The sequence below is a fragment of the Pseudoalteromonas sp. OOF1S-7 genome, assembly GCF_022347765.1.
Lineage (GTDB): Bacteria > Pseudomonadota > Gammaproteobacteria > Enterobacterales > Alteromonadaceae > Pseudoalteromonas.
Window position 1 is genome coordinate 126,314 of the sequence record NZ_JAKRFZ010000012.1, and the last position, 12,869, is coordinate 139,182.

The following is a 12,869-nucleotide window of genomic DNA, read 5'->3' on the forward strand; positions in this document are numbered from 1 at the left end:
AAGCAATAAATAACAACAGGAAATTCGGTATGTTAAATTTTCGTAAGTCAGCGGTGGCTTTGTGTGTTTCTATGAGTTGTGCTGTTCCGGTGTATGCTGAACAGCAGGTATCTGAAAAACAGGACATGGATGTGGTTGAAGTAACGGGTTCACGGATCAAGCGTGCTGACCTTGAAGGGGCGTCTCCACTGGTAACCATTACGGCCGAAGACATTCAAATGCAGGGGCATGCCAATGTCTTTGATGCACTGAGCGCCATTTCATCAAACAGTGGTATTTTCATTGGTGAAGCAAATTCAAATAACTTCAATGCCAACGCACAGGCGCTCAATCTGCGGGGATTTGGCTCCTCTTACTCTCTGGTGTTAATTAATGGTCGTCGCATTCCGGTATTACCTAAACCCTCAGGCACAGTTAGTGGGAACGTCACCAACCTGGCCACTATCCCAAGCGATGCGGTCAAGCGGATTGAAATTCTCAGTGGTGGTGCCTCGGCCATTTACGGTTCGGATGCGGTGACCGGAGTGGTCAATGTGATTTTAAAAGATGATGTTGATGAGTCCACCTTAACGTATCGCCGTGGTGATACCAAAGATGGGGGAGGCGCTTCAGACAAGCTGAGTTTTACGACTGGCGGATCTTTTGGTGATACCAATTTCACCCTGGGAGTGGAACTTGATCAGCGCAAACCCATTCATGGTGATGACCGGGATTGGTTTGATGAACCGACCGATGGTCCGGATGAAACCCGTCATGGCCTTACTCAGGTCATGTCTTACTGGGCGCGATATCAGCCGGATCCATATATGCTAATTGACATTGAAGATAAGTGCGCAGCAGTTGGGTATGAAGCCGTGTACAACCCCAACCGAACGCCGTTCAAACAAAATGATTCAGACACAGATACGCCTCATTACTGTGGTGACAATACCTATGACACTTACACCGTCAGGAATGACAGGGACCGCAGTTCTTTGTTTTTGCACCTGGATCATGATTTGGATGCCGATACATCGCTGTATGCGGATATCATTGGCATGAAATCCGAGGGAGAGGCCGGGATCTACCGGTATAGCTTCAAAGCGGACTACGACGTACGAGGTGAGTTAGCCGACGGGGACTCCTGGCTGGGCAGCCGTCATTTCTACCGTACTTTCAGAAGCCACGAAGTGCCAACGTCCAACCAGGCCTTTGATGAAACATCACTGACTTTTATCACCGGGATCCGTGGGGTGATTGCGGGTGAGTACGATTACAGCGTGAGTTTTTCGGGTGGCCAGTATGACTATGAAGACCGTGTCGTGCGTTTTGATGATCAGAAGATGCTGGCAAAAATTTTTGGCGAAAAAGGCAAAGACTGGGACCAGCCATGGGACGGCAGCCGTTGGGTGACGGTTAACGCCAGCCAGCTTAATAGCGATTATACCCCTAAAAACTTCGATATTTTGGGTGAGCTGACCCCACAGATGTTTAATGATGTTACGCATACGTCGGTCGGTAAGGGGGACTCTGCAATGTATAACCTGGCATTTGAGTTGTCGGGTACCTTGATGGAGCTGGATTCCGGACCTTTGCAGTTCGCAACCGTGGCCGAAGTCATTCAGGAGAGTTATGAGTTTATCACCGATCAGCCAACGGTAGATGGGGATATTTACGGCTGGAGTGGGATCCGCGGTAAAGGAGATCGTGACCACTACGCCATCGGGTTCGAGCTGGCTATCCCGCTGATGGATGAAAGCAGTGGTGCTGGCAAACTGGATGCAACACTGGCCGCTCGTTATGATCATTATGACGATAAATCCGATGTCAATGGTGCCGCGACCTATCAGCTTGGACTAACCTGGCGACCAATGGAAGAGTTGATGCTACGCACGAACTATGCAACCAGCTTCCGTGCGCCGGATATGCATGTGATGAATGCTGAGCGCAGTTCGTCCTTCGCATCGGGCACCGATTTCTATGAGTGTGCAACCAAAGAAGGGTTGACGGCCGGACAGGGATGGAAATTCTGCTCGGAAGATTACAACTCAGGTAGCGTTCGCCGATACACAGAAGGCGACTTATCGCTCAAAGAAGAAACGGGTTACAGTGCCAGCATAGGCATGGTGGCAGATATCACAGATAACTGGTCGATGACTCTGGATTTTTACAAGCTTCACCTGGAAAACCAAATTGGCGTGATGACGATGGATGGTTTGTTCCGTTATGAGGCGGAGTGTTTGCTGGGCTTTGGGCAGTTTGATAGCAACATAGATAAAAACTCTCCTAAGTGTCAGGATGCCCTGTCCCGTGTTCAACGGGGTGGCCCGAAGGGTGGGGTTACCAGTGTGTCGACCATACCGTATAACATAGGTTTTCGCCAACAAACCGGCGTTGATTTCAGCACCAGTTATAAAATTGACACCCATGAATTTGGTACTTTCAAAGCCAAGCTCGACTACAGCCATATCTTTGAATCGCCGTTCCGTTTCCTGCCTGAAGATGAGGTGGAAGACATTCGTGATTTGCCCTGGAATAACACGTTCCGGACCAAAACCAACCTGACCCTGGGCTGGAATAAAGAAGCGGTGTCAGCCTCTTTATTCATTAATCGCCTGGGCACGTCGCCTGTAGAAGACGCTGAGCAGCCAGAGCGCTACCCGGCCTGGACCACAGTGAACCTGAAAGCGGGCTATGATGTCACTGAGGACATAAGTCTGTCTTTGAGTGTGGTCAATCTGCTCGACAAAAAGCCGCACCAGCATGAATCTGAAAAGTGGTGGCCATTCGCCGATATCAATAAGTATAACCCGGTCGGTATGGAGTATTTCTTACAGGCCAAAGTTCGTTTCTGATCCCTTATTTCCCCCGGCCCACTTGCGCATGGTGCGCAGTGGGTTTTTTGCTTTAGGAGACCGATTTATGTTGCAGCGCACACTGGCATTGTTACTTAGCTCAAGCGTGATACTGACAGCCTGTCATAGTCTTCCCGTGAGGGAATCACAGGCAGAGCAGCAAGGAGATGTTCAGAGGCTCTATCTGCGGGCTGAACAATTCTTGCCGGAAAATCTCGCCCCGTTAGTCAAAAACGACACACTGACTGCGAACTGGATGGATGAGGGGAGTCGTTTCTGGTTTATACAACAGCACGACCATGGCCATCGTTTTGTGCTGGTTGACCCGAGCGAGAACACGCAGTCTGCAGCGTTTGATCATCATAAAATTGCGGATGTATTGCGCGCAGAGGGTTTGACAGAGGTGTCAGCAGCGCGATTACCGTTCAAACAAATCACGCTGAGCGGATCCCGGTTAGAGTTTAATATTGAACAGACTCAATGGGCCTGCACTTTGCCTGAGTATACCTGTGACCATCAGACGCGAGTGCAGACCGAAGCTCCGGAACAAGGTGTCTCACCGAATGGGCGGTGGCAAGTGGTGGTTGAAAACCACAACCTGATACTGGTTAATAAGCACTCGGGAGAGCGCACTGTACTCACCCGGAATGGCACGGAGGAGATCCCCTATGCTGCAACGCACCCGAATCCGGCGCGCAGCTTTAAGGCAGGCACAGACTATCAGCGTGAAGGCGTTTCTCTGGCGTGGTCCAAAGACAGCCGCTATCTAATCACCTATCAGCTGGATCGCAGTGGCACCGACTTATACACCCTGGTTCAGTCTGATCATGAGGCGAGCCTGAGACCGAAAACGGTCCGTTATTACTATCCTTCAGCCGGGCAGGAAACATTACCACAAGCCAGCCTGGTGCTGGTGGACACCGATAAGAAAAAGGCCATCAAGCTGGATGCTCCGCCGGTGATGCAGACTTACTATGGCAGCGCATTGTGGGGCTGGTGGCAGGACAATGGTCGCTATGTGTACCATGATCGACGGCGGGGTAATCGTCAGTACTTTATGCGCGAAGTGGATCCGCACACAGCTCAGGTGCGGGCTTTGGTTGAAGAGCGTGATGATAAATACATCGATCCCTGGGTACAAACGTATTGGGCATTACCGGAGCTGGATGCTTTTCTCTGGAGCTCGCAACGCAGTGGCTACCAGCATCTGTACTTGTACCAGGCCAGCAACGGCGAATTATTGAATCCGATCACGCAAGGTGAGATGACGATAAGGGTGATCCGAGGCGTGGATACACAGCGCAAGCAGCTGTACTTTGAAGCGTCAGGACGAGAGCCAGACCGAGATCCCTATTTTCGACATTTGTACCGGGTTAACCTGGACGGCAGCGATCTGACATTGCTCACCCCCGAACCTGCTGAACATGATACGCGATTATCTCCCGATTTTAAGTATGTGATAGACACCTATTCAACGGCATCACAGGCACCTGTGACTGTACTGCGAGATAGCCGCACGGGGAAATTGGTGAGAGAAATTCAACGGGCCGATATCAGTGCTTTACAGGCGACTGGCTGGCGTCCGCCACAGTCATTTGAGGTGCTGGCTGCGGATGGCAAAACACCTCTGTATGGCTTGATGTACTTACCATCCAACTTCGATCCCAGCAAGCGCTATCCGGTCATTGATGACATTTATACCGGACCGCATAACTTTTTTACGCCCAAATCTTTTAATACCTATTCGCGTCAGGCCAATGCACTGGCTGAGCTGGGTTTTGTGGTGATTAAAATGGATGGGCGGGGGACCAATAAACGCGGCCGGGCATTCCATGAATATTCATTTAAGAACCTCGGCGGGGGCGCGGACGATCATGTGGCGGCCATCCGTCAGTTGGCACAGCGACATGCTTTTATAGACAGTGACCGGGTTGGAATTTTTGGGTTTAGTGCAGGCGGTTATGATACCGCGCATGCGTTGTTTAAATATCCGGATTTTTTTAAGGTCGGTGTAGCTGCCTCGGGAAATCATGATTTCCGGGTTGATAAAGCGGGCTGGAATGAAATCTGGATGGGTTATCCAGTGACGCCGGAGTGGGATGAACAGTCAAATCTGACCTGGGCAAAACACCTGAAAGGGAAGCTGTTATTGGCTCACGGCGAGTTGGACACCAATGTACATCCAGCTGCGACCATGCAGCTGGTCTCTGCGCTTATCAAGGCGGATAAGCAGTTTGACCTGATGATTTATCCCAATATGGGTCATGTACTCGACGAGCATCCGCATTTTGTGCATCTGCGTTGGGAGTATTTTTTACGCCATCTGAAAGGTATTGAGCCAATCAAACACTGATAGGAGCTTGGGCGCAGTACAACCTGGGCTTTGACTCCATTGTCGCCATGATGGGCGAGGAATCGTCTAAGCACCTGCGTGTGCACGCGCAGAATTACTGTTGTGACAAGCTGGCAGCGGATGTATACCTGTTGCGCTATCAGTCCGCACTGGTTGATCAACAGGAAGAAGCCAGCGAGTTTGCAAAGCGCTGCTCCGTTTGGGTGTTGACGCATGGCCGGTGGCAGCTTAAATATCATCAGGGCACGGCCTGCGCGCCCTTTGCGTTGGTCTGATGATTACCTGCCTTCACTGATCCAGCCTTTGACCCAGGTGCCAGCCTCTTTGAGCTGACTGTCGGTAAAGTTCTGAGTGTTACAGGTGCCACGTTGCCAGACTGCCCCGCTACGGAAGTCGTCGGAATAATTCCAGTTGGTCCAGCTGATTTTTTTGCGTTTCATCAGGTCGATATACTTTTGTGAGCTGATTGGATCATTCGGGCCGTCTCCATCGTAGTTTTGGGTGCCCCATTCACTGACAAACACAGGCAATACATCAGAAGCCTGATCGAGTACCGAGCGGTGATAGTCTTTGTGTGATGCTGCGTAAAAGTGGAAGGTGTACATGATGTTGTCGAACGGGACAGGATCGTTCAGTACGTCCTGGACGCTGCCACCCGTCGATGCGCCAAACGTAGACCAGCCATGGGTGCCGATCAGGATCAACGCGTCGGGCTGAATCGCCCGGATAACCGGGATGATCTGCTCGCTGTAGTGACGAACTTCAGGCCAGCTGACATTGTTAGGCTCATTGGCGATGTCGTAAATTACGTTGTTGCGGTTTTTGTTGGCAGTGACTACATCGGTAAAAAACTGCTTAGCCAGATCCAGGTTATAGTTGGGGTCGCCCGGATTAAGCTGGTGCCAGTCCACCAGGACATATAACCCACGCTGACTAGCCATGTCGATCAGCGTGTTCATCTGTTGGGTAAACCCGGCCGGATCGGTTTCATAACCGCCCTCCTGCACATACAGGCTGAGGCGGACAATATTGGCCCGCCAGTCCTGTGCCAGCACATCCAGAGAGGCACCGGTTAAACATTTGTTCAGTCCATACCATTGCAGACCATGACTGCTCATGCCGCGTAGCTGGATTTGTTGTTGTTGCTCACTGCACAATCCGGTGCCGCACACGCTGAGCTTGCCGTACCGTTCAACCGGGGTAATTTGATTGCCGCTATCACAGCGACCAAGATACTGCCAGGCTGAACTGCTACCTGGCTCCGCGCGGGTCCACCAGTTTGCGCGATAAAGCTTACCCTGATGCTGCATTTTGTCATTGGTGTTGGCATGGCTGGGGTTACCCTGCCAGTCTGTTTGTGTCCAGTCAGGGTAACTATTGACGCCCTGACAGCTTGCTGCATGTGCCTGGCTGAGCGCCAGTCCGCCGGTGAGTGAAATTGCAACTAAGTGCTTATAATTCATAATATTGCTCCTTTACATGTGTTGGGTCGGTTGACGTTTTTAATGAGAAATAACTCGCAAAATTGTCAACGGACCTTATCCAACATAATGGAAAAATGGCGGGAGCAGCTTAGACTTTAGTCGAGTTTTGATCGTTAAGTATTGTCATTGGGTGGAATTGTGTCATCAGCTATTTTTGCAGACGTATGCGGGCTGCGAGAAGGAGGCACACCTGACAAGGGCGGCTGTCTTTGTCAGCCAAATGATTTTCTGATATTAATAGATGGCTCCATGGTGGGAACAAACGCGCTTCTTAACCACCTTACTTAATAATAAAAACAAGGAATTGCCGTGAAATTGTATGGCCGTACTACGTCATTTAATGTCCAGAAAGTGCTCTGGTTACTCGAAGAGTTAAAGATAAGCTATACACATACAGAGCTCGGTGGTCGTTTTGGTGGCCTGGACTCTCCTGCTTTTACTCAGTTTAATCCAATGAAAAAGGTACCGGTACTTGTCGATAAAGACCAGGCTGTGTGGGAGTCCCACGTGATTTTACGCTACCTGGCGGCCAGCTATGGTGGCGAGCAGTGGTACCCTGCGTGCCCGTACCAACGTTCATTACATGAGCGCTGGATGGACTGGTCGCAATGTGTGTTGCAACCTGCTTTTATGGCAACGTTCTGGGGGTACTACAGAAAGCCGTGTGAAAAACGCGATATGGTTGCCGTACAGCAGGCGCTGGATACCTGTCTCGAATGTATTCATGTCCTTGAGACACAGCTAAAAGATACCGATTACCTGACAGGCAATACGCTGAGCCTGGCTGATATTGCAGTGGGTTCTGTGCTTTACAGACTGACATCCCAAGGGTTAACCGTAAACTTACCCCGGCGGGTTGGCCTTTGGTACGAGAGAATTAAACTGCGTCCCGGTTATCAGCATTGGATTATGAGTGACTTTAGCGAGTTGAAAGCGCGCGAAGCGTATTAGCAACGGCTGAGCAAGTATTATTGGAAGCGGTCGATATTTATGGTTGTTATCAGACGTAGTCTCATTTTTTATTCAGGTTTAGCCTTAATCACGATATTGTTGGGCCTGCTTAGCAGATCCTCGGTCATTGAGTTACCCTGGCTGCTCTCTCTTTATGCCGGTGATACCTTGTGGGCAATGATGGTCTTTTGGCTATTTTGTTGTATAAGGCCAGCCGCGCGCACCACAGTGATTGCTTCGCTGGCTGTTGGATTTGCCTTTGCGATTGAGTTTTCTCAGCTTTATCAGGCTCAGTGGCTCAACGATATCCGCCATACCCGACTTGGCGCACTGGTGTTGGGCTTTGGCTTCAAAATCAGTGATCTGGTGTGTTATTCGCTGGGGATCCTGATGGCTGCCTGTCTGGATAAACTGATAACAGGTCGTCAGAAAGCGAGGTAAGCGTCGCATTTTCATTCCCGTTGTCGGCGCTCTGGCTTTACGTAACGCAAGCCGGTTTGGGTCAAAACCGGTTATTTATCCAGCGACTTGATAACAAAAAATTACTTGTTTTTTGGGGTTAAATCCGGGTCGTGTCTAAAACGGTCAAATTGCCTAACTTTCTAGGGCAATTTCGTATTTTCGGCCATGAGGCATAATCATTTCTTCACTTTTTCTGATATAGTTTTGCCCTTACGATAGAGCCATGAACGATTCAAAAAGGCAAATTTCAATGAATGAAGCTCAATACGATTATCTGATTGTCGGTGCAGGCCTGTTTGGTGCTGTATTCGCCAGAGAAGCAACCGATCAGGGCAAGAAAGTCCTGGTGATAGATAAGCGCAACCATACTGGTGGTAATATCCACTGTGAACAGGTTGAAGGGATCAACGTGCATAAGTATGGTGCACATATTTTTCATACCAGCAATCAACAGGTGTGGGATTATGTAAATCGTTACGTGTCATTCAATCATTATGTCAACTCGCCGGTTGCCAGACACGAAGACAAGCTTTATAACCTGCCATTCAATATGAATACGTTTTATCAGTTGTGGGGCGTTACAACACCACAGCAAGCGAAAGATAAGATTGCTGAAGCGCGTGCACCGTATGCCGATCTGACACCACAAAACCTGGAAGAGCAGGCATTGTATTTGGGTGGCCGCGATCTGTACGAAAAGCTCATCAAAGGGTATACCGAAAAGCAGTGGGGCCGACCGGCCACTGAGATCCCGGCATTCATTATCAAACGTCTGCCATTTAGGTTCACCTTCGACAATAACTACTTTAACGACCGTTATCAGGGGATCCCGATCGGCGGTTACAACGCCCTGACGGATGCCTTATTTGAAGGGGTGGAAGTCAGAACCGGCGTGAACTACTTTGAGGATGCTGAAAACCTCAACAAGCTGGCGGATAAAGTCCTGTACACAGGTAAGATTGACGAGTTCTTTGACTGTCAATTTGGCAAGCTAGAATATCGCAGCCTGCACTTTGAGACAGAAGTACTGGATGAGGAAAATTATCAGGGCAATGCCGTTGTGAACTACACAGAGCGGGATGTGCCTTACACGCGTATCCTGGAGCACAAGCATTTCGAATTTGGTACGCAGGAAAAAACCGTTGTAACCAAAGAATATCCGCATGAGTTCAGCAAAGACAACGAACCGTATTACCCCATTAATGACGAAACCAATAATGCGCTGTTAGCGCGTTATCAGGAGTTGGCAAAAACCGCACCGTATGCTGATAAGTTTATTTTTGGCGGCCGTCTTGCCGACTACAAATACTATGATATGGACGACACCATAGAAGCGGCACTGGCATTAACCAGTAAGGAATTGGCATAACATCATGAGTCGTAAAGTTTATATCGCAAGAAACTACCGCTCTAAGTTTGATGCGGCCGGTAAAGCCAAGATGGACTGCGAAACCATTTTGCAAAACAATGGTTGGAAAAATATAGGTTTTAAGCAGACCTGGATAGCAAACTCTGTGCTGGGCACGCTGATCAGTGCACTGGGCGTGAGCTGGGCGCTGTTGAGACTGAAGTCGGGCAGCACCGTGTGCCTGCAGTATCCGTTTAATAAGTTTTATGGCTACTGTTTGTGGGGCGCAAAGCTTAAAAACAGTCAAGTGCTGACCCTGGTGCATGATGTACGCAGTCTGAAAGGCAAATACGGTCACTCAGAAAAAGAAATTAGCCTGCTCAATAAATCAGATCAGTTGATAGTGCATAACGACAAAATGCGCGCCTGGTTTGAAGAGCAGAACATCCAGGCTGATATCACCAACATTGAAGTGTTTGATTATCTGCATACCGACAATCCGGATGCCAAACGCACGCCAACTAACTATGAGCAAATACGTGTGGTGTTTGCCGGCAACATGGGCCCGTTTGTCTATGAACTGGATGCGCTGGAGCGTGGCAACTTTAAGTTTGACCTGTATGGTGTTGGTTATGATGAGAAAAAGGTTAAAAACATCAACAATACGATACTCGACTACAAAGGCTGCTTCCCATCAGATCAGGTGATTGACCATATCGACGGAGACTTTGGTCTGGTTTGGTATGGTAACACACTGGACACCTGTGATGGCGTGACCGGTCAGTATCTTAAATATAACAACCCGCATAAGTTATCGTTGTATTTACTGTGTGACATGCCGATCATCATCTGGGACAAAGCGGCAATGGCCGACTTTGTAGAGGAGCAGGGAATTGGTTTTAAGGTCAGCTCGTTGCGCGACATTAAAACCCGGTTGGCGGAGCTGACCCCTGAGCAAATCGATCAGATGAAGCAGAATGTGCAGAGAGTGAAAGCAGATGTGCAGTCAGGTCAGTACCTGAGCCGCGCACTGGATAGATTGGTTTAACGAAACTCTTTGTCCCAACACCTGGCCGGGTGACATGATCCTGCACCTGGCCTGCTCTGCCTGACGATATCGTCTGTGTAACAATAATAAAGCTGCCAATCCGATGTTGCCCTCAGATAAGAGAGCCGACCTGTCATCACTTCATGACCTTCAAACAATTCTGGTTGAAAAATTTCATTGGAGCTGAGCGGTTTGTGGGTATGGTCGGGTCACAGACAGAGGCACAAAAAAGGCCGCACGTCGGCGGCCAGAGGTCAGTATCACAATCCCGCTGTCCTTGCCAGATTGCCAACTGAAAGCGTAACGCTGCTTAGTTTGTTGGTATTAATACACGGTCACATAATTAACGTTGACAGTCCCTTCGTGAAATAACAGATTGAACTGGTGATAATCGACGTCTATTTTGACCATGGCGTAGTCGGTTTCCAGTGAATAGTCACCGCCCACGGATCGTGAAAAAGTGCACTCAGCCTGTGCGTACAAATACACCGGAGAAGCCGGTTGTACAAAATAGTTCAGTACATGCTGATTGCATGACTGTAGTTCATATCCGACCTCCAGTAGCTGAGCTTTGATCTCCTGATACTGACGACCATATTCAATGACTTCATCGACGCTACTGTACCCAGCACGAACAGGCGCTTGAGCAGCTGAGGGGGACACAGGCGCAGTACTTGCAAATGCAGTCATACTGGTTAGTGAGAGTAAAGAAACAAGTAACGCATTTTTCATAATTAAACTTCCTTTTTGCTATAAAACGCTGTGGATGGGTGCCAAAAATCAAGGGTAACCCTTTGCCTGCAGCCACAGCAGACGATTAGGACACGGTGTTCTATATCGTGTCCCTGAATTCATGGTGATACATCATCATGAAACTTATGTTTCGATTAATAGACGAAATAAAGAAAGTTTTATTTACTATATTTTATTTCAGTGCAAATATCATCCAATTTAATGTCGATTGTTGATTTTTATAAATTGTAAGCGTGCACTTACTTTCAGTGGCAATTATTGATATGAATATTTTCATGTGACTGGTTGTTTTTTCTTATTCAGGTAACTTGAATATCCGATGTTCGGGTAACAATTTGTTTATAATCCTTTGCCTAAGCGCATTGCTTAACTAAGCTTAAAATCTGTTCTGTTGCAAAGCGTAAACTATGAACCAAGGTGTCAGGCAAAATGATCAGGCGTTATACCAGACAGTCACCAAGCGTAGTCTGATAAGGTGTTTGCTGTTGCTGTGTGTTTTACAGACCACGGGGGTTCAGGCTGCGCGTTATTCTGTGTTGGTATATCACGGTGCTAACCCACCTTATAATTATCTGAAGGAGGGTGAGCAGGCCGGAATTTTTAAGGATATCTTTGCCCGTCTTGGTGAATTGACAGGACATGAATTTGAGTTCGTACCCTTGTCGGTTGCACGCGGGCATAAATCATTTGAAGCAGGTGAAATTGATATTGAGCCGGGCGTCAATCCCAGTTGGCGACAAAGCTCCAGAGTACCGGGTATTTACAGCATTGATTATGCCTTTTCCCGAGAGGTGGTATTGGGCCGCAAAGAGGCACGTGCTTATGAGCAGCCCGAATCCTTTTATGGCAAAGTGATGGGACGTGTGCGGGGTTATCGGTATGGGCCGTTTGAGCGCCATTTTGGTGCCGGGAAAATCGCCGTATATGATAACATTTCGGAGCGTGAGTTGCTGGTACAGCTGGCGCACACACGGCTGGATTATATTATGATTGGTGACATCACGGCTGCATATTATATTGCAACAAACCCCGCCTACCGTGGCTTTAAAGAAGTATACGAGATCAGTAAGCTGCCGGTGTCTATGCGCATTCAGCCAAAAAATACCATGCTGAAGCAGGAGCTAGATCAAGCACTCAGCCAGATGATGGCGCAAGGCGAAATCACACAAATTTACCTTAAATATGGTATCAAAATGTAGTCCTTCTATGTTGTCTCTATTCGTTTAATAAAGCGGTTAGCCCGGGCGACAAACAGCAGACATGAGTGCTCTTAAATGTTAAGTGTCGGTTCAAAATAGCGTTTTTTGCCCAGTTAATGACGGATTTGCTCCCCATGGCAGACGAATATAGCGATATGGGTCCGCTTTAGGACCAGAGTCGTGGTGTGACTATCGCTACCCTTGTGTTCGTGATTTGTCTGCTTTCTACTTTTACGTAATTTAAGTCTTTGTTATTTAAAACGTTCCAAACGCGCTTAGTCGCCGATACAGAAATTTTTATGAAATAATTTTCACAGATGGCTGTAAAAAAAGTGTTACGTTTAAGTGTTTAAAATACAAACTAATGATGACAGTGAGGCTAAATTTTTATCTGGTCGTGCCAGTTGTTATTTTCATCATGCCCATTGATCTTTGTG

10 protein-coding genes are annotated in these 12,869 nt (G+C 48.3%); 8 read left to right on the forward strand and 2 right to left on the reverse strand.

Going from position 1 to position 12,869, the window contains the following annotated elements:
• The first annotated feature begins 29 nt into the window (after positions 1-29).
• The 3 genes from MHN33_RS16895 (at position 30) to MHN33_RS16905 (ending at position 5,462) form a co-directional block, all read left to right on the forward strand.
• The gene (locus tag MHN33_RS16895; RefSeq protein ID WP_239399590.1) at positions 30-2,834 is read left to right on the forward strand and encodes a TonB-dependent receptor; all 2,805 of its coding nucleotides are present in this window, start codon (positions 30-32) and stop codon (positions 2,832-2,834) included.
• 67 nt (positions 2,835-2,901) lie between these two features.
• Positions 2,902-5,187 carry a DPP IV N-terminal domain-containing protein gene (locus MHN33_RS16900; RefSeq protein WP_239399592.1) on the forward strand — a complete coding sequence of 762 codons (2,286 nt, stop codon included), beginning with the start codon at positions 2,902-2,904 and terminating at the stop codon, positions 5,185-5,187.
• Positions 5,188-5,267: 80 nt separating this feature from the next.
• Positions 5,268-5,462, forward strand: coding sequence for a hypothetical protein (locus MHN33_RS16905; protein ID WP_239399594.1), 195 nt, complete (start codon positions 5,268-5,270; stop codon positions 5,460-5,462).
• Between the two features lie 3 nt (positions 5,463-5,465).
• Here MHN33_RS16905 and MHN33_RS16910 read toward each other — a convergent pair whose 3' ends face one another.
• On the reverse strand, positions 5,466-6,650 hold the full coding sequence (locus MHN33_RS16910; RefSeq protein ID WP_239399596.1) for a cellulase family glycosylhydrolase: 1,185 nt from the start codon (positions 6,648-6,650) through the stop codon (positions 5,466-5,468).
• 330 nt (positions 6,651-6,980) lie between these two features.
• Here MHN33_RS16910 and MHN33_RS16915 point away from each other — a divergent pair, with 330 nt between their 5' ends.
• The 4 genes from MHN33_RS16915 (at position 6,981) to MHN33_RS16930 (ending at position 10,480) form a co-directional block, all read left to right on the forward strand.
• Positions 6,981-7,622 (forward strand): glutathione S-transferase family protein, encoded by a 642-nt coding sequence (locus MHN33_RS16915; protein WP_239399598.1) that lies wholly within the window; start codon positions 6,981-6,983, stop codon positions 7,620-7,622.
• A 39-nt stretch (positions 7,623-7,661) separates the two neighbouring features.
• Positions 7,662-8,063 (forward strand): DUF2809 domain-containing protein, encoded by a 402-nt coding sequence (locus MHN33_RS16920; protein WP_239399600.1) that lies wholly within the window; start codon positions 7,662-7,664, stop codon positions 8,061-8,063.
• Positions 8,064-8,334: 271 nt separating this feature from the next.
• Positions 8,335-9,453, forward strand: a complete 1,119-nt coding sequence (glf, locus tag MHN33_RS16925; RefSeq protein WP_239399602.1) for a UDP-galactopyranose mutase — start codon at positions 8,335-8,337, stop codon at positions 9,451-9,453.
• Between the two features lie 4 nt (positions 9,454-9,457).
• Complete coding sequence (locus MHN33_RS16930; RefSeq protein WP_239399604.1) at positions 9,458-10,480, forward strand: hypothetical protein; 1,023 nt, start codon at positions 9,458-9,460, stop codon at positions 10,478-10,480.
• A gap of 324 nt (positions 10,481-10,804) precedes the next feature.
• On the opposite strand, the gene MHN33_RS16935 is transcribed toward MHN33_RS16930, so the two are convergent.
• The gene (locus MHN33_RS16935) at positions 10,805-11,212 is read right to left on the reverse strand and encodes a hypothetical protein (RefSeq protein ID WP_239399606.1); all 408 of its coding nucleotides are present in this window, start codon (positions 11,210-11,212) and stop codon (positions 10,805-10,807) included.
• A gap of 428 nt (positions 11,213-11,640) precedes the next feature.
• Between MHN33_RS16935 and MHN33_RS16940 the strand changes: the two genes are divergently transcribed.
• Positions 11,641-12,432, forward strand: a complete 792-nt coding sequence (locus MHN33_RS16940; protein WP_239399608.1) for a transporter substrate-binding domain-containing protein — start codon at positions 11,641-11,643, stop codon at positions 12,430-12,432.
• The last annotated feature ends 437 nt before the right edge of the window (positions 12,433-12,869 follow it).

Bases quoted from the DNA above. Each gene is read 5' to 3' on its own strand.
- MHN33_RS16895 (WP_239399590.1), top strand. From the start codon at position 30: ATGTTAAATTTTCGTAAGTCAGCGGTGGCTTTGTGTGTTTCTATGAGT.
- MHN33_RS16900 (WP_239399592.1), top strand. From the start codon at position 2,902: ATGTTGCAGCGCACACTGGCATTGTTACTTAGCTCAAGCGTGATACTG.
- MHN33_RS16910 (WP_239399596.1), bottom strand. From the start codon at position 6,650: ATGAATTATAAGCACTTAGTTGCAATTTCACTCACCGGCGGACTGGCG.
- MHN33_RS16920 (WP_239399600.1), top strand. From the start codon at position 7,662: ATGGTTGTTATCAGACGTAGTCTCATTTTTTATTCAGGTTTAGCCTTA.
- glf (WP_239399602.1), top strand. From the start codon at position 8,335: ATGAATGAAGCTCAATACGATTATCTGATTGTCGGTGCAGGCCTGTTT.
- MHN33_RS16930 (WP_239399604.1), top strand. From the start codon at position 9,458: ATGAGTCGTAAAGTTTATATCGCAAGAAACTACCGCTCTAAGTTTGAT.
- MHN33_RS16935 (WP_239399606.1), bottom strand. From the start codon at position 11,212: ATGAAAAATGCGTTACTTGTTTCTTTACTCTCACTAACCAGTATGACT.
- MHN33_RS16940 (WP_239399608.1), top strand. From the start codon at position 11,641: ATGAACCAAGGTGTCAGGCAAAATGATCAGGCGTTATACCAGACAGTC.